General features: G+C 54.7%; 25 protein-coding genes. 9 read left to right on the forward strand and 16 right to left on the reverse strand.

The features are described from left to right. The first annotated feature begins 2 nt into the window (after positions 1-2). Positions 3-1172 carry an HlyD family efflux transporter periplasmic adaptor subunit gene (locus EH164_RS05180; protein ID WP_124967526.1) on the forward strand — a complete coding sequence of 390 codons (1170 nt, stop codon included), beginning with the start codon at positions 3-5 and terminating at the stop codon, positions 1170-1172. A 52-nt stretch (positions 1173-1224) separates the two neighbouring features. Here the strand turns inward: EH164_RS05180 and smpB are convergent, their stop codons facing one another. After that, positions 1225-1707 (reverse strand): SsrA-binding protein SmpB, encoded by a 483-nt coding sequence (gene smpB / locus EH164_RS05185; protein ID WP_023480573.1) that lies wholly within the window; start codon positions 1705-1707, stop codon positions 1225-1227. A 158-nt stretch (positions 1708-1865) separates the two neighbouring features. Between smpB and EH164_RS05190 the strand changes: the two genes are divergently transcribed. Further along, positions 1866-2303: a type II toxin-antitoxin system RatA family toxin gene (locus EH164_RS05190; RefSeq protein WP_206430692.1), complete on the forward strand. Its 438-nt coding sequence runs from the start codon at positions 1866-1868 to the stop codon at positions 2301-2303. After that, positions 2293-2601 carry an RnfH family protein gene (locus EH164_RS05195; RefSeq protein WP_124967528.1) on the forward strand — a complete coding sequence of 103 codons (309 nt, stop codon included), beginning with the start codon at positions 2293-2295 and terminating at the stop codon, positions 2599-2601. The genes EH164_RS05190 and EH164_RS05195 overlap by 11 nt, the downstream gene beginning before the upstream one ends. A gap of 98 nt (positions 2602-2699) precedes the next feature. Here the strand turns inward: EH164_RS05195 and bamE are convergent, their stop codons facing one another. The 3 genes from bamE to nadK form a co-directional block, all read right to left on the reverse strand. After that, positions 2700-3044: an outer membrane protein assembly factor BamE gene (gene bamE / locus EH164_RS05200; RefSeq protein ID WP_023480683.1), complete on the reverse strand. Its 345-nt coding sequence runs from the start codon at positions 3042-3044 to the stop codon at positions 2700-2702. Positions 3045-3191: 147 nt separating this feature from the next. Continuing rightward, positions 3192-4853: a DNA repair protein RecN gene (gene recN / locus EH164_RS05205; RefSeq protein WP_124967529.1), complete on the reverse strand. Its 1662-nt coding sequence runs from the start codon at positions 4851-4853 to the stop codon at positions 3192-3194. An 86-nt stretch (positions 4854-4939) separates the two neighbouring features. Continuing rightward, positions 4940-5818 (reverse strand): NAD(+) kinase, encoded by an 879-nt coding sequence (gene nadK / locus EH164_RS05210; protein ID WP_023480522.1) that lies wholly within the window; start codon positions 5816-5818, stop codon positions 4940-4942. A gap of 122 nt (positions 5819-5940) precedes the next feature. Between nadK and grpE the strand changes: the two genes are divergently transcribed. Continuing rightward, positions 5941-6537: a nucleotide exchange factor GrpE gene (grpE, locus tag EH164_RS05220; protein WP_023480606.1), complete on the forward strand. Its 597-nt coding sequence runs from the start codon at positions 5941-5943 to the stop codon at positions 6535-6537. Positions 6538-6570: 33 nt separating this feature from the next. Here the strand turns inward: grpE and EH164_RS05225 are convergent, their stop codons facing one another. Both EH164_RS05225 and EH164_RS05230 read right to left on the reverse strand, forming a co-directional pair. After that, positions 6571-7857: an HlyC/CorC family transporter gene (locus EH164_RS05225; RefSeq protein ID WP_124967530.1), complete on the reverse strand. Its 1287-nt coding sequence runs from the start codon at positions 7855-7857 to the stop codon at positions 6571-6573. A 16-nt stretch (positions 7858-7873) separates the two neighbouring features. Beyond that, positions 7874-8662, reverse strand: a complete 789-nt coding sequence (locus tag EH164_RS05230) for an inner membrane protein YpjD (protein WP_023480617.1) — start codon at positions 8660-8662, stop codon at positions 7874-7876. A gap of 168 nt (positions 8663-8830) precedes the next feature. On the opposite strand from EH164_RS05230, the gene ffh reads away from it, so the two are divergent. From ffh to rplS, 5 genes are all read left to right on the forward strand, one after another. Next, entirely contained in the window at positions 8831-10192 is a 1362-nt protein-coding gene (gene ffh / locus EH164_RS05235) for a signal recognition particle protein (protein WP_023480583.1), read from the forward strand. 257 nt (positions 10193-10449) lie between these two features. Continuing rightward, on the forward strand, positions 10450-10698 hold the full coding sequence (rpsP, locus tag EH164_RS05240; protein ID WP_023480584.1) for a 30S ribosomal protein S16: 249 nt from the start codon (positions 10450-10452) through the stop codon (positions 10696-10698). 18 nt (positions 10699-10716) lie between these two features. Next, complete coding sequence (gene rimM / locus EH164_RS05245) at positions 10717-11265, forward strand: ribosome maturation factor RimM (RefSeq protein WP_023480523.1); 549 nt, start codon at positions 10717-10719, stop codon at positions 11263-11265. A gap of 30 nt (positions 11266-11295) precedes the next feature. Next, positions 11296-12066 (forward strand): tRNA (guanosine(37)-N1)-methyltransferase TrmD, encoded by a 771-nt coding sequence (trmD, locus tag EH164_RS05250; protein WP_023480607.1) that lies wholly within the window; start codon positions 11296-11298, stop codon positions 12064-12066. A gap of 41 nt (positions 12067-12107) precedes the next feature. Continuing rightward, positions 12108-12455, forward strand: coding sequence for a 50S ribosomal protein L19 (gene rplS, locus EH164_RS05255; protein WP_006178051.1), 348 nt, complete (start codon positions 12108-12110; stop codon positions 12453-12455). A gap of 160 nt (positions 12456-12615) precedes the next feature. Here the strand turns inward: rplS and EH164_RS05260 are convergent, their stop codons facing one another. The 10 genes from EH164_RS05260 to EH164_RS22685 all read right to left on the reverse strand — a co-directional run bounded on the left by EH164_RS05260 (position 12616) and on the right by EH164_RS22685 (position 20729). Further along, positions 12616-12810, reverse strand: coding sequence for an ogr/Delta-like zinc finger family protein (locus EH164_RS05260; protein WP_124967531.1), 195 nt, complete (start codon positions 12808-12810; stop codon positions 12616-12618). Positions 12811-12890: 80 nt separating this feature from the next. After that, positions 12891-14030 carry a phage late control D family protein gene (locus tag EH164_RS05265; RefSeq protein ID WP_124967532.1) on the reverse strand — a complete coding sequence of 380 codons (1140 nt, stop codon included), beginning with the start codon at positions 14028-14030 and terminating at the stop codon, positions 12891-12893. Beyond that, complete coding sequence (locus EH164_RS05270; protein WP_124967533.1) at positions 14030-14479, reverse strand: phage tail protein; 450 nt, start codon at positions 14477-14479, stop codon at positions 14030-14032. Before EH164_RS05270 ends, EH164_RS05265 begins: the two co-directional genes overlap by 1 nt. Next, entirely contained in the window at positions 14476-16338 is a 1863-nt protein-coding gene (locus EH164_RS05275) for a phage tail tape measure protein (RefSeq protein WP_124967534.1), read from the reverse strand. The genes EH164_RS05270 and EH164_RS05275 overlap by 4 nt, the downstream gene beginning before the upstream one ends. Further along, entirely contained in the window at positions 16331-16450 is a 120-nt protein-coding gene (locus tag EH164_RS05280; RefSeq protein ID WP_034813568.1) for a GpE family phage tail protein, read from the reverse strand. The genes EH164_RS05275 and EH164_RS05280 overlap by 8 nt, the downstream gene beginning before the upstream one ends. A 32-nt stretch (positions 16451-16482) precedes the next feature. Then, positions 16483-16764 (reverse strand): phage tail assembly protein, encoded by a 282-nt coding sequence (locus EH164_RS05285; protein WP_042713148.1) that lies wholly within the window; start codon positions 16762-16764, stop codon positions 16483-16485. A gap of 62 nt (positions 16765-16826) precedes the next feature. After that, positions 16827-17345, reverse strand: a complete 519-nt coding sequence (locus EH164_RS05290) for a phage major tail tube protein (protein ID WP_023480575.1) — start codon at positions 17343-17345, stop codon at positions 16827-16829. Positions 17346-17356: 11 nt separating this feature from the next. Further along, the gene (locus EH164_RS05295; RefSeq protein ID WP_124967535.1) at positions 17357-18538 is read right to left on the reverse strand and encodes a phage tail sheath protein; all 1182 of its coding nucleotides are present in this window, start codon (positions 18536-18538) and stop codon (positions 17357-17359) included. A gap of 129 nt (positions 18539-18667) precedes the next feature. Further along, positions 18668-19096, reverse strand: coding sequence for a tail fiber assembly protein (locus EH164_RS05300; protein ID WP_124967536.1), 429 nt, complete (start codon positions 19094-19096; stop codon positions 18668-18670). Position 19097: 1 nt separating this feature from the next. After that, on the reverse strand, positions 19098-20729 hold the full coding sequence (locus EH164_RS22685) for a phage tail protein (RefSeq protein ID WP_241175036.1): 1632 nt from the start codon (positions 20727-20729) through the stop codon (positions 19098-19100). Positions 20730-20751 lie beyond the last annotated feature (22 nt).

Below are 20751 nucleotides of genomic sequence, written 5' to 3' on the forward strand. Positions count from 1 at the left end.
AAATGAGTCAACTCTCAATGCAGGATGAGCTGGCGCGGCAGGGGCGCTTCTACTCGTCGGTGATCTGGCTGACGCTGATTGGCCTGCTGGTGTTTATCGCCTGGGCGACCTTTGCCATTCTTGATGAAGTGACGGTCGGCACCGGCAAGATAACCCCCTCGACCCATGCGCAGGTGATTGAAAGCCTTGATGGCGGGATTGTCAGCGCCCTGATGGTAAAAGAGGGGGATATCGTTGAGCGTGGGCAGATGCTGGCGCGACTCGATCCGACCCGTTTTCAGTCTAACTATGGTGAGGCAGCGGCGCGGGTGCGGGCACTGCGCGCCTCCAGCGAGCGTCTGCGCTCGGAGCTGACCGGCGAGCCGCTGCGTTTTAGCGCCGAGTCGATGCGCGAGCCGGATCTGGTCGCCCGCGAACGGCAGCTGTATGAGTCGCGGCGGCGCAACCTCAACGAGACGGTGGCGAATCTGCAAAAAACGCATCAGCTGGTGATGTCGGAGCTGCGCATGACGCAGCCGCTGGTGGCGAAAGGGGCGGCGAGCGATGTCGAAGTGATCCGCCTGCAACGCCAGGCGACGGAGCTGAAGGGCAAAATCGACGAGGCGCGTAACCAGTTTGCTGTTCGCGCCCGCGAAGAGCAGGTGAAAAACAATGCCGATCTTGATGCGCAGTTGCAGGTGATGGCGGGTAAAGCGGATCAGCTGGATCGCGCGGTGCTTAACTCTCCGGTGCGTGGGATCGTGAAAGATGTGCAGATCAACACCGTGGGCGGGGTGGTGCAACCGGGCGGCAAGCTGATGGAGATTGTGCCGCTGGAAGATCAGCTGCTGGTGGAGACGCGCATTAACCCACGCGATATCGCCTATATTCGCCCCGGTTTACCGGCCACGGTCAAAGTAACGGCCTATGACTCTTCTATCTATGGCGATTTGAAAGGCACTGTCGAAGTAGTCTCGCCGGATACGTTGCAGGATGAAGTGCGCCGCGATCAGTTTTACTACCGTGTTTATGTTCGCACGCAGAGCGCGGAGCTGAAGAACCGCAGCGGCAAGAGTTTTCCTATTCTGCCGGGGATGATCGCCAACGTGGAGATTAAAACCGGGCAAAAATCGGTGATGGATTATCTGATTAAACCGTTGAATAAACTTAACGAGGCGCTGCGGGAGCGGTAGGGCGAAGAGTTGATGCCCTCTCCCGGGGTGAGAGGGCAGCGCGGGCGAGCACTTAGCGGCCCGCGTTTTTCATGATGCGTGCTTTATCGAGCTGCCATTCGCGCTCTTTCACATCGGTACGTTTGTCGTGCTGTTTCTTACCTTTCGCCACGCCGATCTTCACTTTGCACCAGGCGTTCTTCCAGTAGAGGGAGAGCGCAACCACGGTATAACCTTCGCGGTTGATGCGGCCGTAGAGTGAATCCAGCTCGCGCTGGTTCAGCAGCAGTTTGCGCGTGCGCGTCGGGTCACAGACATAGTGGCTGGAGGCGACGGTCAGCGGCGTGAAGTTAGCGCCAAAGAGATAGGCTTCGCCATCTTTAAGGATCACGTAGCTGTCACCAATGTTGGCTTTACCGGCACGTAAGGATTTTACTTCCCAGCCCTGCAGTGAAAGCCCAGCCTCAAACTCCTCTTCAATGAAGTATTCATGGCGGGCGCGCTTGTTCAGCGCAATGGTGGCTGAACCTGGTTTATATGCTTTTTTCTTCGTCATAGTATCGTGGAGCCATCCGGTAATCTGATATCTGAAACTGACCTCATTGCGTCCTGTGAGGCTGAACGGGTTATCTTAGCATGAGTTAGGGCAACGCGTTTTCCTTTCAACCGGGGGAGATGTTATTATTTAACGATTGTGTGAATGCGGAAAACCTTATGCCTCAGATTAGCCGTACTGCGCTGGTGCCCTATAGCGCGGAGCAGATGTATCAGTTAGTGAACGATGTGGACGCCTACCCGCAGTTTCTGCCGGGGTGTACTGGCAGCCGAATTCTCGACTCCGGCCCGACGGAGATGACGGCGGCCGTGGACGTATCGAAAGCGGGGATCAGCAAGACCTTTACCACGCGCAACACGCTGGAAGCTAACAAAAGCATTTTGATGCACCTGGTGGATGGCCCGTTTAAGTCGCTGAGCGGCGGCTGGACCTTTTCCCCGCTCAGCTCGAATGCCTGCCGGGTGGAGTTTCAGCTCAACTTCGAATTTACCAATAAGCTGATTGAGCTGGCTTTCGGCCGCATCTTTAAAGAGCTGGCAGCGAACATGGTGCAGGCGTTTACCCATCGCGCGAAAGAGGTTTATCGTGCCGGGTAAAATCGCTGTTGAAGTGGCCTACGCATTGCCTGAAAAGCAGTATCTGCTGCGGGTGAAGGTGGAAGTGGGCGCGACCGTCGAAGAGGCGATTCGCGCATCCGGGCTGCTGGAGCTGCGCGAAGATATCGACTTAAAGGTGAACAAGGTTGGTATCTACAGCCGGACGGTGAAGCTGCACGACACTGTAAATGATGGCGACCGCGTGGAGATCTACCGCCCGCTGATTGCCGATCCGAAAGAGCTGCGTCGCCAGCGCGCTGAAAAAGCGGCGAACGAGAAAGCGGCAAACAAGTCGTAACTCCTTTGCCTGGCGCGAGATACAAAAAAGGTGCTCACTGAGCACCTTTTTCTTTTGCTGGCGGTTAAACCGGCTGGCGTTTACCGCTTTTTTCAAACTTAGCGCTGATTGGTCAGTGCCGGTTTGTTGTCGATATTGGTTAACACGCCGTTGCTGTTGAAGGTCAGAGTCAGCGTCTGCTGAGTCACATCTTCATGGCCTGGCTGCTGACGGAAGATATAGAACCAGGTGTTGGTGCCAAACGGATCGCTCATCATCGGGGTTCCCAGTGCATACGCAACCTGCTGTTGCGTCATGCCCACACGGATTTTGGCAACGTCGGTGGGCGTCAGGTAGTTCCCCTGGTTGATATCCGGACGGTAAACCACGCGTTCCAGAGTGGAGCAACCAGCGGTCAACATCAGAAGAACCGCTGCGGCAGCAGTCAGCATTTTACAGCGCATAGTGATTTGATTCCTTTTCGGGCCCGAACAGTACGTGGCTCATATGTAATATGCCGATAATAATAGACCTTTCGCCAGTTTAAAACCTTTGTGGCCGGGTCTGTTGTCGTTTTGTCGAGAAGTCAGACCGTCATATTACCGAAAAGTTTACGCTGCCAGCAGCTCTTTGGCATTCGCCAGCGCGTTACGCGTCACTTCGCTACCGCCCAGCAGACGGGCCAGCTCCTGCAGGCGCGCACGTTTATCCAGCGGCTGCATATGGGTTTCCGTCATTGCGCCATCGGTCTCTTTGCTGACATAGAAGTGGTGATGCCCACAGCCGGCCACCTGCGGCAGGTGCGTTACGCACATAACCTGCGTCGATTCGCCGAGCTGGCGCAGCATTTTACCGACAACGGCGGCAGTCGGGCCGCTGATGCCCACGTCCACTTCATCGAAGATCAGCGCCGGGGTTTCCATCTTACGGGCGGTAATCACCTGAATCGCCAGCGCGATACGTGACAGCTCACCGCCGGAGGCCACTTTAGCAATCGCCTGGAGCGGCTGGCCAGGGTTGGTGGTCACGCGGGACTCAATACGATCCGCGCCGTCCGCCGTCAGCGTATGGTCATTGAACGCCACATCAATCTCAAACACGCCGTGCGGCATGGAGAGTAAGTGCATACTTTCGGTGATCAGCTGGCTGAGCTCCTGCGCATACTTCACGCGCTGCGCATGCAGCTGCTGCGCGCTCTCCAGCGCCAGCTGGTGGTGATGGCTAACGGCCAGCGCCAGCGTCTCCTGCGAATCCGCCTGATCTTCAAGCAGCTGCTGCTCATCCAGCAGAGACTGGTGGAACTGTGGCAGCTCTTCCGGTGCGATATGGTGCTTGCGCGCCAGCGAGATCTGGCGGGAGATACGCTGCTCCAGCTCGTAAAGGCGGTTCGGATCGAGGTCTAAACGGTCGCAGTAGTGGCGTAATTCGTCGCTGGCTTCGCTGATCTGGATCGCGGCCTCTTCCAGCATCTCCAGCACGCCGGAGAGACGCGTATCCATCCCGGTCAGCTCTGTAAGCAGCTGGCGGGCGCTGTAGAGCTGGCTCTGCAGGTTAACGTCTTCGCCATCGGCAAGCACATTCAGCGCATGCTGGCTGGTGGAGAGTAGCTGTCCGCTGTTAGCGAGACGTTTGTACTCTTCATCAATCTGTTCGAATTCGCCCGGCTGCGGGTTGAACTCATTAAGCTCTTTCAACTGGTAGTGCAGCAGCTCGGCGCGCGCGGCGCGCTCCTGGCTCTGCTGCTGGTGCTGTGCCAGTTCACGACAGCTCTGATGCCAGGCGCGGTAGCGCTCCGCCATTTGCTGAGTGAGCACATACTCACCGGCATAGCCATCAAGCAGGGTTTTCTGGTGTTCGGATTTAATCAGCAGCTGATGCGCATGCTGACCGTGGATCTGGATAAGCAGCTGACCCAGTTCGCGCAGCTGGGAAAGGGGAACGGCAGTACCGTTAATGAAGCCGCGGGAGCGGCCATCGCTGCTGATGACGCGGCGAAGTAAACACTCACGTCCATCTTCAAGCTGATTCTCTTCGAGCCAGCGCTGCGCGGCAGGGGTATCTTTCAGGGCAAAGCGAGCGCAGAGATCGGCGCGCTGTGCGCCGGCGCGTACCATGTCAGCTTCAGCTCGACCGCCAAGGCAGAGCCCGAGCGCGTCAATCGCGATGGATTTACCTGCGCCGGTTTCGCCGGTAATAGCCGTCATCCCGCTATTAAAATCGATCTCAAGCTCACGAACGATAGCAAAATTACTGATGGTGAGTTGTGCCAACATGGTTGCTTTCCTGTATGAAAAACCATAACTGTGTTTTCGTACAGTATAAACTGGAATTATATACAGTAAAGCCCCGCAGCCTCTTTTCAGAACAATTTTTTTGACCAGCCAAGCTTTGAGCTTAACGTATTGAAATAGCTGTAATCTTTCGGGTGAATCAGATTCAGATGATAGTCACAACGGCGGATGAGCACATCTTCACCCTCCTGAATCGGTAGCGCGATCTGGCTGTCACAGCTCACTTCAAGGTCGCTACGGCGATGGGAAAAACGCAGACGAATGGTGCTGCTGCTGTTAATCACCAGCGGACGTGCAGAGAGGGTATGCGGAAACATCGGCACCAGCGTAATAGCGTCCAGCGAAGGGGTGAGGATCGGGCCGCCCGCCGAGAGTGAGTAGGCCGTGGAGCCGGTTGGCGTGGAGATAATCAGGCCATCCGAGCGCTGGGAGAAGGCAAAAACTTCATCTATATAGACTTCAAACTCAATCATGTGCGCCACTTTGCCAGGGTGCAGCACCACTTCATTAATGGCGGTGCTGATACGCTTCTGGCAATCCTGCTGGCACACCTGCACTTCCAGCAAAAACCGTTTCTCGGCGATGTAGTGTCCCTCAAGTACATCGGCCAGTTGCTGCTGCGCATTATCGGGATCGAGATCGGTCAGAAAACCCAGGTTGCCGCGGTTGATGCCAATGACTTTGATGTCGTAACGCGCCAGCGTGCGCGCCGCGCCAAGCATATTGCCATCGCCGCCAACCACCACCGCCAGATCCGCCTGCTGCCCAATGTCCGCCAGCGTACCGGTTCTCACATTCGCGAGTTTCAGCTCATGGGCAATACGCTGTTCAACCATCACGTCATAGCCTTTGGCATGCAGCCAGCGGTAGAGCATTTCATGTGTTGTGAGCGCGGTAGGGTGGCGCGGGTGCCCGACAATACCAATACACTTGAAATGTTGGGTCATTTTCTGCGGGTCCTTGTGGCGAATGAATGATGACAATCTGACTTGTTCCCTTGAATCCAGGAAACGGATCCCCATAATAATGCAGGTTAGCGAGATGATTGCAAAAAAACGCGGAGAAATTCATGAGTAGTGAAGAACAGAAAACGCCTGACGGGCAGTCCCCGGAAGAAATTATCAAGGAACAGCACGACGACGTTGAGGCGGTAGTTGAGCCTGACGAAGCGGCTGAGCAGGTGGATCCGCGCGATGAGAAAATTGCGAATCTGGAAGCGCAGTTAGCAGCAGCGGAAACCCGCGAGCGTGAGACGGTGCTGCGTATCAAAGCGGAGATGGAAAACCTGCGTCGCCGTACCGAACTGGATATCGAGAAAGCGCACAAATTCGCGCTGGAGAAGTTCATTAATGAACTGCTGCCGGTTATCGATAGTCTGGATCGCGCGCTGGAAGTGGCTGACAAAGAGAACGCCGAGATGGCGCCGATGGTCGAAGGTATCGAACTGACCCTGAAAAACATGCTGGATGTAGTGAAGAAATTTGGTGTTGAGGTGATTGCCGACACCAACGTTCCGCTGGATCCAAATGTGCATCAGGCGATTGCGATGGTCGAGTCGGAAGAGGTCAGCGCCGGCAACGTGCTGGGTGTGATGCAGAAAGGGTTCACCCTGAATGGTCGCACTATTCGCGCCGCGATGGTCACCGTCGCCAAAGCGAAAGCATAAAACTAAAACCCTCTCATCATGAGAGGGTTTTTTTTACTCTGTAACGCTCTCCCGCAGCGCTTTAACCGGGATCACTTTCACCTGTTTAATCATGTTTTCCTGCACATCGAGAATATCGATATCGTACTGCTCAATGCGCACGCGCGTCCCTGCTGCCGGGATCTCTTCTAACTCTTCAAGCACCATGCCGTTGATGGTTCGCGCTTCATCTTCCGGTAAGCGCCAGTTAAAGGCTTTGTTCAGCTCGCGCACGCTGGCGCTGCCGTCAATAATCACCGAACCGTCATTCTGCGGCGTCGCTTCATCCGCCAGCGCAGGCGACATGGAGGTGGTGAAATCCCCGACAATCTCTTCAAGAATATCTTCGACCGTCACCAGCCCCTGAATATCGCCATACTCATCCACCACCAGGCCGACTTTCTTCTTATTACGCTGAAACTTCACCAGCTGAACGCTGAGCGGCGTCCCTTCCGGCACATAGTAAATTTCATCGGCGGCGCGCAGCATCACCTCTTTGGTGAACTCGTTTTTCTCGGTCATCAGGCGATAGGCTTCACGCACGCGCAGCATACTGATGGTGTCATCCAGCGAGTCGCGGTAAAGCACGATGCGGCCGTGCGGCGAGTGGGTCAGCTGGCGCACAATCGATTTCCAGTCATCATTGATATCGATACCGACGATCTCATTGCGCGGCACCATGATGTCGTCGACGTTGACCTTCTCCAGATCGAGAATCGACAGCAGCATATCCTGATTGCGGCGGGAAATTTTCGAGCGCGACTCATGAACGATGGTGCGCAGCTCCTCTTTACTGAGCGCACCGCTGACCACCACATCGGCTTTAATGCCAATCATACGCATCAAAATACGCGTCACGCCGTTCAGCAGCCACACCAGCGGCAGCATGATAATTTGCAGCGGGCCAAGCAGCAGGCTGCTGGGAAAGGCGACCTTTTCCGGGTAGAGCGCAGCGATGGTTTTTGGCAGCACTTCGGCAAAAACCAGCACGATAAAGGTCAGCACACCGGTGGCGATGGCAACACCGGCATTGCCGTACAGGCGCATGCCGACAATGGTCGCCAGCGACGAGGCGAGAATGTTGACCAGGTTGTTGCCGATCAGCACCAGGCTAATCAGGCGATCCGGCTTACGCAGCAGCTTTTCGACGCGTTTGGCCGCACGGTTGCCCTGCTTGGCCATATGGCGCAGGCGATAGCGGTTGAGGGTCATCATTCCGGTTTCTGAACCGGAGAAATAGGCTGAAACCACGACCATGATGATAAGCGTAATAATCAGCGTCGTGGTGGAGATGTGTTCCAGGGGGAACTCCTTTGCTTTAACTTACGAAATGTTGCAGGACGCGGCTGCCAAAATAGGCGAGCGTTAAAATACCGGCTCCTGCGACGTTGAACCAGACGACGCGGCGACCGCGCCAGCCTTCATGATAGTGGCCCCACAGCAGGACAATATAGACAAACCAGGCGATGATCGAGAGCACCGCTTTGTCGATATTTTCCATGCTGAACAGGTTCTGCATGTAGAACAGGCCGGTGCAGAGCGTGAGCGTCAGCAGCACTACGCCGACCTGGGTGATATGAAACATCTTGCGTTCAATCACCAGCAGCGGCGGCATTTCATTACTGAAAGCCAGCTTTTTATTCTTCAGCTGGTAATCGATCCACGCCAGCTGGAGCGCATACATGGCCGCAATAATTAAGGTGGCATAGGCGAACAGCGAAAGACCGATATGCACCATCATGCCGGGCGTGGTTTCCAGATGGGTGATGAACTCATTCGGCATGAAAATGGCGAAAGCGAGATTGATTAACGCAAACGTATAGACAATCGGCAGCAGCAGCCAGCCGCGGTTTTTCGAGGCGACAATCGTCATCACCGTACAGATCATTAAGCTGACCAGTGAACCGACGTTGAGCAGGCTGAGGTTTTGACCACCATCGTCGGGGAAGATGCGCTCTTTCAGCGCGAAGCCGTGGAATATAAGCGCAAGCACCGCTGAAAAGATGGCCATTTTGCGCCAGCCGCTGTTTTTTTGTAACAAGCTGGGAACAATCAGCGCGATGCTGGTTGAGTAGGCAACAAGAGCGATCAGGGCAAAAACGGGCATAGGCGTGTCGACAGTTGACTAAGAGAGAAAGAGAAGCAGTATAACGTTACGTGACCCAGCCTCCAACAGTTCCATCACATACAGCCGCGATGTCTTCATGCTATACTGCGGCGAATTTCTGTTATGCGTCGCGCTGGCGGCCAATCGTATCACCTCAGGCGAGAGACAATGTTTGATAATTTAACCGATCGTTTGTCGCGCTCACTGCGCAATATCAGTGGCCGTGGACGCCTCACTGAAGACAACATCAAAGAGACCCTGCGCGAAGTGCGCATGGCGCTGCTGGAAGCTGACGTTGCGCTGCCGGTAGTGCGTGACTTTATCAACCGCGTGAAAGAGAAAGCGGTAGGCCACGAAGTCAACAAGAGTCTGACCCCGGGCCAGGAGTTCGTCAAAATCGTGCGCAACGAACTGGTTGCCGCGATGGGCGAAGAGAACCAGAGCCTCAACCTGGCGGCGCAGCCGCCGGCGGTAGTGCTGATGGCGGGCCTGCAGGGGGCGGGTAAAACCACCAGCGTTGGTAAGCTCGGTAAGTTCCTGCGCGAGAAGCACAAGAAGAAAGTGATGGTCGTCTCCGCGGACGTTTACCGCCCGGCGGCGATCAAACAGCTGGAGACGCTGGCGCAGCAGGTCGAGGTCGATTTCTTCCCCTCTGACGTCGCGCAAAAGCCGGTCGACATCGTTAACGCGGCGCTGAAAGAGGCGAAGCTGAAGTTTTATGACGTGCTGCTGGTGGATACCGCCGGTCGTCTGCACGTTGATGAAGCGATGATGGAGGAGATCAAACAGGTTCACGCGGCGATTAAGCCCGTTGAGACGCTGTTTGTTGTCGACGCCATGACTGGTCAGGATGCCGCCAACACGGCAAAAGCCTTTAATGAAGCGCTGCCGTTGACCGGTGTCGTGCTGACTAAAGTGGACGGCGATGCCCGCGGCGGTGCGGCGCTCTCTATCCGCCATATCACCGGTAAGCCGATCAAATTCCTCGGCGTCGGTGAGAAAACCGAAGCGCTGGAGCCGTTCCACCCGGATCGTATCGCGTCGCGTATTCTCGGCATGGGCGATGTGCTGTCGCTGATCGAAGATATCGAAAGCAAAGTTGACCGCGCGCAGGCTGAGAAGCTGGCGAACAAGCTGAAAAAAGGCGACGGCTTCGATCTGACCGACTTCCTTGAGCAGCTGCGCCAGATGAAAAACATGGGCGGTATGGCGAGCCTGATGGGCAAGCTGCCGGGCATGGGCCAGATCCCGGATAACGTTAAAGCGCAGATGGATGACAAAGTGCTGGTGCGTATGGAAGCGATCATCAACTCGATGACTTTCAAAGAGCGCGCCAACCCGGACATCATCAAAGGCTCGCGCAAACGCCGCATTGCCGCAGGCTGCGGTATGCAGGTACAGGATGTAAACCGTCTTCTTAAACAGTTCGACGACATGCAGCGCATGATGAAGAAGATGAAGAAGGGCGGTATGGCGAAGATGATGCGTGGCATGAAAGGGATGATGCCGCCAGGTTTCCCAGGCCGCTAAAACAAGGGTATAAGGCTATCTTGTTTGCCATTTTGGCCCTGGAGTGTGCTCGAAATGCTCATGTACTACGTGCACGCTCCGCTTTCTGTGCGCACGCCGGAACCAAACTGGCTGCACCGACATACGCCTTATTTCCCTTGTTTGCTTTATCTTGATTGCAATTCCCCCCAAAATCAGTAAAATTTTCGGGCTTTTAATATGACACTAGGCTCCGTTCCTCGATGGGGCCGGGTGTTTTATTCACACAAGAGGATGTTATGGTAACTATTCGTTTAGCTCGTCACGGCGCTAAAAAGCGTCCGTTCTACCAGGTTGTTGTTACTGACAGCCGTAATGCACGCAACGGTCGCTTCATTGAGCGCGTTGGTTTCTTCAACCCGATCGCGTCTGATAAAGAAGAAGGCACTCGCCTGGATCTGGATCGCATCGCTCATTGGGTTGGCCAGGGCGCTACCGTTTCCGATCGCGTTTCCGCGCTGATCAAAGAAGCAAAGAAAGCAGCTTAATCTGTCACGGTGGTCATGATGAGCAAGCAACAAACCGCATCGGCCCCTGCTGAGCCAATTATTGTTGGCAAACTGGGATCTTCTTACGGAATTCGTGGTTGGCTCAGAGTGTTTTCCTCCACCGAAGACGCCGAAAGCATTTTTGACTATCAGCCCTGGTTTATCCAGAAGGCGGGTCAGTGGCAGAGCATTGAGCTGGAAAGCTGGCGCTACCACAATCAGGATATCGTCATCAAGCTGAAAGGCGTTGACGATCGCGATGCCGCGAATCTTCTGACGAATTGCGAAATTCTCGTTGATTCCGCGCAGTTGCCGCAACTGGAAGAGGGTGACTACTACTGGAAAGACCTTATGGGTTGCCAGGTAGTGACTACTGAAGGTTACAGCCTCGGTAAAGTCATCGATATGATGGAAACCGGGTCGAATGACGTTCTCGTCATCAAGGCAAACCTGAAAGATGCGTTCGGTATCAAGGAGCGGTTGGTTCCGTTCCTCGATGGGCAGGTTATCAAGAAAGTCGATCTCGCTACTCAAACCATTGAAGTAGATTGGGATCCTGGTTTTTAAACCTCCGGATATACGGTAAAAGACGGCGCTATGTGGATTGGCATAATTAGCCTGTTTCCTGAAATGTTCCGCGCGATTACCGACTACGGGGTAACTGGCCGGGCAGTAAAAAAAGGCCTGCTGAGCATTGAGAGCTGGAGTCCACGTGACTTCGCTCATGACCGGCACCGTACCGTGGACGAACGTCCTTACGGCGGCGGACCGGGAATGCTAATGATGGTGAATCCTTTACGGGACGCCATTCACGCAGCGAAAGCCGCGGCGGGCGAAGGCGCGAAGGTGATTTATCTTTCGCCTCAGGGACGCAAGCTGGATCAAGCGGGCGTGAGCGAACTGGCTACCAATCAGAAACTGATTCTGGTGTGCGGTCGCTACGAAGGGATAGATGAGCGGGTAATCCAGACCGAGATTGACGAAGAGTGGTCTATTGGTGATTACGTGCTCAGTGGCGGTGAGCTGCCAGCAATGACGCTGATTGACTCGGTTTCCCGGTTTATTCCGGGGGTACTGGGCCACGAAGCTTCAGCAACGGAAGACTCCTTTGCTGATGGATTGCTGGACTGTCCGCACTATACTCGTCCTGAAGTGTTAGAAGGGATGGAAGTACCGGCGGTTTTGCTGTCGGGAAATCATGCCGAGATACGTCGCTGGCGTCTGAAGCAGTCGCTGGGCCGCACCTGGCTTAGAAGACCTGAACTTCTGGAAAACCTGGCTCTGACTGAAGAGCAAGCAAGGTTGCTGGCGGAGTTCAAAAGCGAACACGCACAACAGCAGCAACAGAAACATGATGGGATGGCTTAAGCCCTCCAAATATCAGTTTACCCAGGATAAGAGATTAAATTATGAGCAACATCATTAAGCAAATTGAACAAGAGCAGATGAAGCAGGACGTACCTTCCTTCCGTCCGGGTGATACCGTGGAAGTGAAAGTATGGGTTGTTGAAGGTTCCAAAAAACGTCTGCAGGCATTCGAGGGCGTGGTTATCGCTATTCGTAACCGCGGTCTGCACTCTGCATTCACTGTTCGCAAAATTTCCAACGGCGAAGGCGTTGAGCGTGTCTTCCAGACTCACTCTCCGGTAGTTGACAGCATTGCTGTTAAACGTCGTGGTGCTGTACGTAAAGCTAAACTGTACTACCTGCGTGAGCGCACCGGTAAGTCTGCTCGTATTAAAGAGCGTCTTAACTAAGATAGCGCACGCGCTACATCCAAAGCGTGTTATAGAACAAGGGGTTAGCGTAATGCTAACCCCTTTTTTATTGCCGATGGCGGCACAGTGGCGGCAGGAAAACAGGCGATCTACAGGCATAAAAAAAGCCTGCGGATGCAGGCTTAATGAGGTGGCGACGTTAGCGCAGGCTGGCAGGCGAAGCGGTGGGCGCTAGCGCAGGCCGGACAATATAGCGTGCCAGCGATTCATGGGTGACAAATGTACAACCACACTCAACGTTCTGACACTGGTGATAACGCTCTTTGGTTTCGGTACTGAGGTAGCGGCTGGAGCGCGCATGCGCCGCCTGCTGGCATACCGGGCAATGCATCATAGTGGGATCTCCTTCGTGTTTATGCCAGTTATGATAACCCTTAAGCTTGCAAATGCAAGTTATAAGTTGTTTTTGCCCTTTTACACGATTTCAACTGTGGTGTTCTGGATGTTAACCTCCAGTTCCACTTTGCTGATAAAACCCTGAGTGTTCATGGTATGGGTCACTTTTTTGATCACCCAGAACGTATCGTCGATCGCTTTTTTAAAGCCAGTAACGATGACCGGCATTTCGGGCCGCAGATCTGCCCGACCGAACGCAAGCGTAAGGGAAAATTGTGCGCCATAACGCTGAATAGCACTCCATTCTGCCTGAGCCGCCCGTATTGCCTCTTCTTTGTTTGCGAAAGTCGTTGTAAGAACCAGAACATTATCGTCCGCACCGGCCGTGTAGCTTGTCGACTCTGTTTTCTCTTTTGAGGCTGTGGCGCTGCTGACCGCCTGCGGATGGGAAATGGGCGTGACCTTCTGTTGCGCTGATTTTCTCTGCAATTGAACCGTGTTCTGGTTTTTGGGCGTGGCGGTATCTTGCCAGTAAGCCGTGACGCCAGAGTAGTTGATGCGATCGGCAACCGAGAAATCATGGCTGTCGCCATCGCTACGGGCTATTGTGGCGGAGGGCATCGTTTTGCCCCCCACCATGCACATACCCGGAACGATGAAGAATAATTTCCCCGATTTGACGGCGATCTCTGCACCGTTACGCCGCGCCAGGCGCGTCAGAAAATCTGCGTCGGACTCTTTCGACTGATCGATATGCGCAATCTTAATTTCCGACAGCGCAGGTGGCAGGCTGGTCTCCAGCTTATTACGCTTCGCAATCTCCTCAACGATGGCACCGAGCGTCGTATCATGCCAGGAGCCAGACTTTTGGCTGTTCAGGCTACCGCGAAAATCCGCGCTTTTGGCGGTAACGCTAACCTGATCCGGCGCCCCTTTATGGCTGACCTGGTCGACGATAAAGGTGCCCATTTCAGTCAGCGCAGCACCCTGCCAGCCGATGGCCAGCGTAATAATAGTGCTCCGCTCCGGCATCTCGATTTGCCCGTCAGCATCATCGAGCGTCAGCGTCAGCATATCGGCTTCAAATCCCCGGTTATCGGTGACTATCAGAGATATCAGCCGGGACTGAATATTGCCCGTAATATCCTTTTCCCCGAGTTTTAGCGAAAATGCCGGCGTTCGTACCCGTGCTAAGCCGTTTGTGAATGCATTAAGCATCAGAACCTCTCCAGCATGTCGGTCGCCAGCTGCTTACCCTGGTCATAAATGTCGCCAAACATCGCTTTCAGCGACTCATCGACGCGGGTCAGCTTCAACGTGAAGTTGATTTTGCGCGGCGAACCGTCCGGGTAAAAAAGAGTGCCGGTTTCGCTGACGCTATTAATCACAAACATCCCATAAATCATGCCCGTACCATCAATCAACGGCCAGGCTTTGCCCTGTTCCGCCATCAGCCGTACCGCCGAAAGTGACAGCGTGCCGCCGGTAATCTCCGGGAAGAGTTCGCCACTGATAGTGATGGTGTCGTTTTCCGGCCCGGTGTACTGAAACGCGTTGCGTTTACCCATGCGCGCGTTGCTGGGCCATCTGAAGGTGCTATCGCGTTGCATGGTTTGATAGGGCAGCGTCTGCCGCATAAATACAAAAAGCCCAAGTGCCAGCATCATGAGGCGTATCCTCCTGCCGCGCTGAATTGTGAAAGGGAGTTAGTGCGTTTCTCCTGCTCGTGCTGTGCCAGCAGATCTCTTAAGTGGCGCGTGCCATCGCCGCCGGGTGACATATCTCCCTGCAGAGTGATGTTGTATTCGCTCTTGCTTTGATCGACATAGGAGCCGCCGGCCGCCGGGCGCGCCGCCTGATAGTTCTCTAAGCGAGGAGGTTGCACCATGCCGAACGCCGCGCCGCCAGTAGCAGGTTGATTCTGCTTATCGGAGCTGGCATCAGCCGACTGTTTGTTAATAACGCCGAGCTTATCCAGCAACCACGTCACCCCCTCGATCAGCAGTTTTAGCGGTTTGAAAGGCATTGTCAGTGCCTCAACCAGCAGTTGACCGAAAATCTTTCCGGCGTTACCGAAGCTCTCAAGGGTTTGTTGGCTGGATTTGACGGGGGTGAGCAGATCGCCGAACCACCCGGCAATGTTACTTATCACCTGGCCGATACCTTCGAAAAGCGGCTGGAACGGTGTAAACAACTCGGCGATGGGGGCAAACGCCATTTTGATGCCTTCAATGACGCCGCCAAAGAAGGCGCTAACCGGCTCCCAGTACTTATATATCAGCAGCGCAGCTGCGGCGATGCCGGCAATAATGGCGACAATCGGTAGCGTGAGTGAGCCAATCACGGCTGCTATGCCGCCGAAAATAGTGGTAAATACGCTGCCGAGCGTCGTCGCGATGGTGATAAGCGTGCTGATGCCGGTGAACACCGGCGCGATAACGCCCGCTACGGTGCCGACGGCACCCGCGATGCCCACCACGACCGTGGCGATAAGCCCAAAACTCTGCACCAGGCCCTGATTATTTTGCACCCACTCTTGCAGCTTCCCGACGTAGTGGGTCGCTGTCTGCACCAGCGATCGCAGGGATGACTCCTGGGTACTGAAAATATCAACGCTCAGCGACTGATACGCCGCCTGTAGGGCTTCGAGATCGCTACCCAGGTTGCCGACACTGCCCTGCATCGCCGCAGCCGGGCCGGCAGCGCTATTTTGCAGTGCTGCGACCGCCGTTCCCGAGGCACCGGCACTGTTTTGCAGGGCAGCAACGGCTGTTCCCGAGCCATTTTGCAGCGTAGCAACCGCTGTTCCGGTGGCGGGGGGACTGTTCTGCACATCTGATTCTGCGTTATCAGACGCTGTCGCAGGCGCAAGCGGGCTGTTTTTCAGCGAGGCTTCATAGCCCGGCTGCATAATTTTTTTGCCAAGTTCAAAGCCGGTGGTGGCAATCGACTTGCCTCTCTCGCCAATGGCGGAGACCTTTTCGCCCGCACCCAGAAGGCGCTGCTGCACGGCCTGGATTTTTGCCGCGCGCTGCTGGCGCTTCTGATCCTGCTGCTGCTTGAGTGCCTGGCGTTGGGTGATCAGCTGTGCCGACTCATCGCTGATACGACTCCTCAGCTGGAGCCGCGCGGATAAAGGCGTGCTCGCCTCAATACCGGCTGTCTTCAGGGAGGTCTTATTAGCTTTGATCGTTCTGCGCAGGGTAAGTCGTTCCTTTTTGAGCGCTTTCTCCGACTTCGGTTGAGCACTCCAGGGATCGGGAATCGCTGGTGCTGCCGTGCCGTTGGCGACATTTTGCCTGTTCTGTTTTATGGCATTCAGCTGCGCATTGACGGAGGCAAGGGCTTTTTCCGCGCGCATGATGTCGTCGACCTGCGCAAGCTGACCGTATAAGCCGCGCAGGTTTTTCTCCGTTCCTTTCACGCTGCCAGACAGAGAGAGACTCTCTGTCTGCAACGATTGAAACGGGCGCGTCGCCTGATCAACAGCCGTGAGCAATTCCTCTAATTTTGCGCTGTTACTCATATCTGTTTCCGCTTCGCTGTAGCGCTTTCTCGCGCCAGGTGATGAGTTCTGTCAGGCTCAGGGGATAGAGTTCTGACGGCGGCCAGTGAAAGATCACCGCGATATCCGCCATCAGATCGTCAACCGACAGAGTGGCCGGAAAAGTTACTGTGCCGAAGCCGGTGACAAAAAACCGACCACCTTGCCCGCCAGCGCCACCATATCGACTAAGTCGAGGGCACCCACTTCCTGCTCCGTCAGCGACGGGGAGGTGATGCGCGGCAGCACTTTAATCAGCGCGTCGACATCGGCGTTCGCCACCGACGCCAGGCTTAATCCGCGCAGCGTGCCAGCATTGGGTTTCATCAGCGTCACGCTGTTAATCAGCTGCTCACCGCGCTTAATCGGCGTTTCCAGGGTAATCACGTTGTCAGTTTCGTTGCTCATGGCATCCTCACTCTCTTCTTCGCGGGAAAAGGTACCCGGTCAGCAGGCTGACCGGGTGGTTATTACAGGCCGATGTTACGGCGGTGCTGCTCAAGGCGATCGACGCCGTTCACTTTCTCCACCATGTTGACGGTGTCGATTTCTACCAGCTCCTTGCCATCCATCGTCAGCTTGAAGTAGCTGCAGACCACGGAGATTTTGGACTCGGTATCTTCGCCCGGCTTGTTCTCGCCGGTGTCGATCTCTTTCTGACGACCACGCATCACCACTTCAACGGCAACCGTTTCGCCAGTGTCGTCACGCTGGTAGGAGCCAGCAAAGCGAATCGGAACTGCATCCGCGGTGGTAGCGCCATAGAGTTCCCAGATGGCCGCATCCGGGAAACCGCCCAGCGACCACTCCATTGACAGGGCTTCGTCATCAAGACCCATATCAATTGGTGCTACGCCGTTCATGCCTGCGCCACGGTAGTTCTCCAGCTTGCGGGTCAGCTTCGGCAGCGTGATGGATTTGGCGATCCCCTGATAGCTAAAGCCATTGAGGAACACGTTCATATATTTAAGTTTTCGCGGCATTGCCATCTATCTGTTCCTTACTTGCTGTTAACTGAGGAGACCAGGTTCGCCAGGTACTTATCCGTGATGCGCTGGCGCAGGGTCAGGTTTTCCAGAGGCGGTACCGGCGTATAGTCGTAATCGATATAGAGCTTGCCCGCCTTCAGCGATGCGGCGTCGTTAGCCTCTTCATCGAACCAGCAGGTGGCATCGATGATGTAGCCATTGCTTTTCAGTTCGCGGAATTTGGCATTGATACCGTCGATGATGTCGCGAATCAGCGATGCGGTGATCGGTTTGTCCACCGCCCACATATGCGCATCAGCCATGGTGTCGGCAATCACCTGCGCGGTACGGGTGTAGTTTTCAAACAGGAACAGCGGATCGTCGGAGCAGGTGCGGTTGCCCCAGAAACGGAAGCCATCTTTGCGAATCAGCGTGGTAATGCCCGCTTCGTTCAGCAGATCGGCATCGGTGCCCGACTCCTGCAGATCCCAGAACACCGGGGTGCTGATGCCGGTAACGCCATTGACGCCGACATTGGAGAGGGTTTTATGCCAGCCGGCGGACTGGTCGATCGCCGCACGCAGACCCAGCGCACGAGCCGTTGAGTAGGCCACGGCAGAGCTGTTGCTGGCGGTGTTCCAGGCGAGGAAATCGGGCCAAATGACCATCAGTTCGCGCTGGCTGAAGTTTTCGCGATACTTGATCGCTTCAGAAATGGTTTTGCAGCCCCAGGCGCTGACATAACCGAAGGCGCGCAGCTTCTGGCAAATCGGTGCCAGCGCGGTAGCGACTTCGAGGCTATCAAGACCCGGTACGCCAAGAATGCGCGGTTTCACGCCGGTCACCGCTTCAGCGGTCAGCAGCGCTTTCAGGCCGGTATATTTACCGTTTTCGTCGGTGGTGCCGATGATATTGGAGAGGGTTTGCGCCTGCGCATCCTCACCGCTGCCTTCAGCAACGCGAACAACAACGATCACCGGTTTCGCCTGGTCAGCAATCGCCTGCAGCGACGCCGCCAGTGTGCCTTGCTTGCCCGCTTTGGCGATCGCGCTCTGCACGTTAGTGATCAGAACCGGTTCATTAAGAGGGAACATCCCTGCGTCTGCATCGCTGGCGGTACAAACCATGCCGACAATGGCCGTTGAGACTGTGGAAATGACGCGCGTGCCATCGTTGATTTCGACGACCTGAACGCCATGATGGTAATCACTCATCCGTTTAACTCCGTGGTGTTGGGGTGAGTGCTATTTTCGAGTGTGGCGGCGCGGCGCGCTATTTGTCCGGGTTGGAGAGCGGCTGATACAACAGCGGAAATTAAAAAAACGGGCCGCAGCCCGTTTGATTTACGCTGGCTTTGCCGGCCAGTCGATATTTTTGTAATCATCCTCAGTCGTCACATCACCAACATCAAGCGCTTTCAGTTTATTGGCATACTCCAGCCAGCTTATAAGCTTCGCCTTATTCTCTTCACTGAGGGTGCCGAGCTGCAGTTCCGCTTTCCAGTCACTAACAATGTTGTTAACGTCCAAAATCCGATTCTTAAGATCTGACTTCGCTTTTCCCTGCCAGTTAATCACCGGCTCTTTCAGTACGGGGAAGCCGTTATTGTCTGCGGCTATCACTTTTCCGAACGATTGCGCCAGGATAATAGGCTGATACTCCTCCTCCGTAATTTCAACCAGGTCGTCAGGCCATGTGTCGGCGCGTTGATACGCCTCTTTTAATTCTTGCGGATAGAAAGCATTATTTTTGGCACTGTAAAAATAGATCATATTAATATCCTACCGCCCAGTAAGTAATCAGGCCCGTACGGGCATCAGAGGTTCCGTCATTTGACTGAAAGACCAGGTTAGCAGAAGCATTACTCATCGCCTGTCCCCATACAGAGAGCATCCCCAATGGGTTCGATGTTGTCGTGCTTCGTTTCAGCGTTGGCAAAAAAGCCACGCATGCAGAAGGAAATGCAATCGGGAACGTGATGGTTTTCAGCGTGTCGTCATAGACAGCATCAGTGGTTCCCCATTGATAAATCAATCCTGTGCTGGCGTCTTTAAACCAGCCATTGACCGCTTTCGAGGCTGCATTTTTTAACGGATAGCGCGAATCAAAGTTCGCATAGTCTGAAGGAATAACCATGCCTGAAATATTGGTCTGACTTCCGCCTAAATTGAGCTGCTGGCCTGTTTTCGGTGACAGGAATACTGCGCCAGTTTCAGAAAGGAATAGTCTGTTTTCACCTTTATAGTTGTAGAAGGCTACGTCGTTGGAATCATTGCTGCCCTTGCCGACATACCATTGATTCACATTTGACGCGTCCCGTGAAATAACGTAACTGGCAGCCTCGTTGACGGTTCCCTTTATTGCAACAGCTTCACCATCAGCGTTAATAGCTAATCTTCCCGACATCACATCGCCGGCCTTTGACACAGCTCCCACCTCTGCTGCCGTGAGGCTGTTTTTAATTGCCAGACTTCCAAGACCCAGGTACGCACGAATATCTGTTACGGCTCCCTTTGCAATCAGTTCTCGCCCCACCGCAGTGAGGTCGGTCAGCATGACGGTATCAACACCGGAGAAATAGGGAAGTTTGTTAGCGCTGGTTGCGAGAGCGGCAATTGCGGTTAAAGCCGCATCGAGAGGTTGCTTGCCTGCCAGTTCGCTATTTATTGTGGTGCTGAAATTGGGATCGTTATTAATAGCCGCAGCGATCTCTTTGAGAGTATCCAGTGTGGCAGGAGCACCATTAACCAGCGCAGTAATAGCTGTCTGAACAAACGCTGTGGTAGCGATTTGCATAGTACTGTTGCCTGCTGTCGGAGTAGGTGCCTTCGGCGCACCGCTAAAAGTCGGGCTGGCAAGGGGGGCATACTGCTTGTGCGGATTTGCCGCATCAATATGCTCTTTCATCTGGTTATCGGTGTAGGCTTTTACCTCAATAACCTTGTCGTCGACATACTTGCGCGTCGCCAGCACCACCGCCGGATCAATTTTCAGGCTTACCGCCGAGGTTGCGGAGACCACCAGCGCCATACGCAGGGTTTGCGTGCGGGCGCTGCCCTCCAGCAGAAGCGGTTTGTAGGTCTCCGGGCAGTTTGCAACGGCAATCAGCGTGCCATCGGCGTCATAAAGGCCGATTTCACGGATCCAGAAACCGCCTTCATTCTCCGGAATGACCTGTTCGGCGATAATCTGGTTCGCGTCACCAGGGTCGACGAAGAGCATATTCAGTGGCGCAATACGTTTCTGGTTAACCAGCTTCGTTTGTGCAGGATCGGGGGTAGGCAGACTGCCGTTACCGTCGCCGGTGGCCATATGGGTCAGCTTCAGCTGCGTGCCGAGCGCGGTAGCGTTGGCAAGCTTCGCGGCACCCTGGTTAGTCAGAATGGCAAAATATTTCATAGTCAGGCGTTCACTCTCAGGTTTGCGA

This window comes from Kosakonia sp. CCTCC M2018092, from assembly GCF_003864115.1.
In the GTDB taxonomy this organism is placed as follows: Bacteria; Pseudomonadota; Gammaproteobacteria; order Enterobacterales; family Enterobacteriaceae; genus Kosakonia; species Kosakonia cowanii.

Coding starts and splice junctions, on each gene's coding strand:
- EH164_RS05300 (WP_124967536.1), bottom strand. CDS start 19,096: ATGATCTATTTTTACAGTGCCAAAAATAATGCTTTCTATCCGCAAGAA.
- ffh (WP_023480583.1), top strand. CDS start 8,831: ATGTTTGATAATTTAACCGATCGTTTGTCGCGCTCACTGCGCAATATC.
- EH164_RS05270 (WP_124967533.1), bottom strand. CDS start 14,479: ATGATGCTGGCACTTGGGCTTTTTGTATTTATGCGGCAGACGCTGCCC.
- EH164_RS05285 (WP_042713148.1), bottom strand. CDS start 16,764: ATGAGCAACGAAACTGACAACGTGATTACCCTGGAAACGCCGATTAAG.
- nadK (WP_023480522.1), bottom strand. CDS start 5,818: ATGACCCAACATTTCAAGTGTATTGGTATTGTCGGGCACCCGCGCCAC.
- recN (WP_124967529.1), bottom strand. CDS start 4,853: ATGTTGGCACAACTCACCATCAGTAATTTTGCTATCGTTCGTGAGCTT.
- bamE (WP_023480683.1), bottom strand. CDS start 3,044: ATGCGCTGTAAAATGCTGACTGCTGCCGCAGCGGTTCTTCTGATGTTG.
- grpE (WP_023480606.1), top strand. CDS start 5,941: ATGAGTAGTGAAGAACAGAAAACGCCTGACGGGCAGTCCCCGGAAGAA.
- EH164_RS05280 (WP_034813568.1), bottom strand. CDS start 16,450: ATGGCGGATATCGCGGTGATCTTTCACTGGCCGCCGTCAGAACTCTAT.
- EH164_RS05230 (WP_023480617.1), bottom strand. CDS start 8,662: ATGCCCGTTTTTGCCCTGATCGCTCTTGTTGCCTACTCAACCAGCATC.
- rpsP (WP_023480584.1), top strand. CDS start 10,450: ATGGTAACTATTCGTTTAGCTCGTCACGGCGCTAAAAAGCGTCCGTTC.
- EH164_RS05190 (WP_206430692.1), top strand. CDS start 1,866: ATGCCTCAGATTAGCCGTACTGCGCTGGTGCCCTATAGCGCGGAGCAG.
- trmD (WP_023480607.1), top strand. CDS start 11,296: ATGTGGATTGGCATAATTAGCCTGTTTCCTGAAATGTTCCGCGCGATT.
- smpB (WP_023480573.1), bottom strand. CDS start 1,707: ATGACGAAGAAAAAAGCATATAAACCAGGTTCAGCCACCATTGCGCTG.
- EH164_RS05295 (WP_124967535.1), bottom strand. CDS start 18,538: ATGAGTGATTACCATCATGGCGTTCAGGTCGTCGAAATCAACGATGGC.
- EH164_RS05275 (WP_124967534.1), bottom strand. CDS start 16,338: ATGAGTAACAGCGCAAAATTAGAGGAATTGCTCACGGCTGTTGATCAG.
- rplS (WP_006178051.1), top strand. CDS start 12,108: ATGAGCAACATCATTAAGCAAATTGAACAAGAGCAGATGAAGCAGGAC.
- EH164_RS05260 (WP_124967531.1), bottom strand. CDS start 12,810: ATGATGCATTGCCCGGTATGCCAGCAGGCGGCGCATGCGCGCTCCAGC.
- rimM (WP_023480523.1), top strand. CDS start 10,717: ATGAGCAAGCAACAAACCGCATCGGCCCCTGCTGAGCCAATTATTGTT.
- EH164_RS05265 (WP_124967532.1), bottom strand. CDS start 14,030: ATGCTTAATGCATTCACAAACGGCTTAGCACGGGTACGAACGCCGGCA.
- EH164_RS05180 (WP_124967526.1), top strand. CDS start 3: ATGAGTCAACTCTCAATGCAGGATGAGCTGGCGCGGCAGGGGCGCTTC.
- EH164_RS05290 (WP_023480575.1), bottom strand. CDS start 17,345: ATGGCAATGCCGCGAAAACTTAAATATATGAACGTGTTCCTCAATGGC.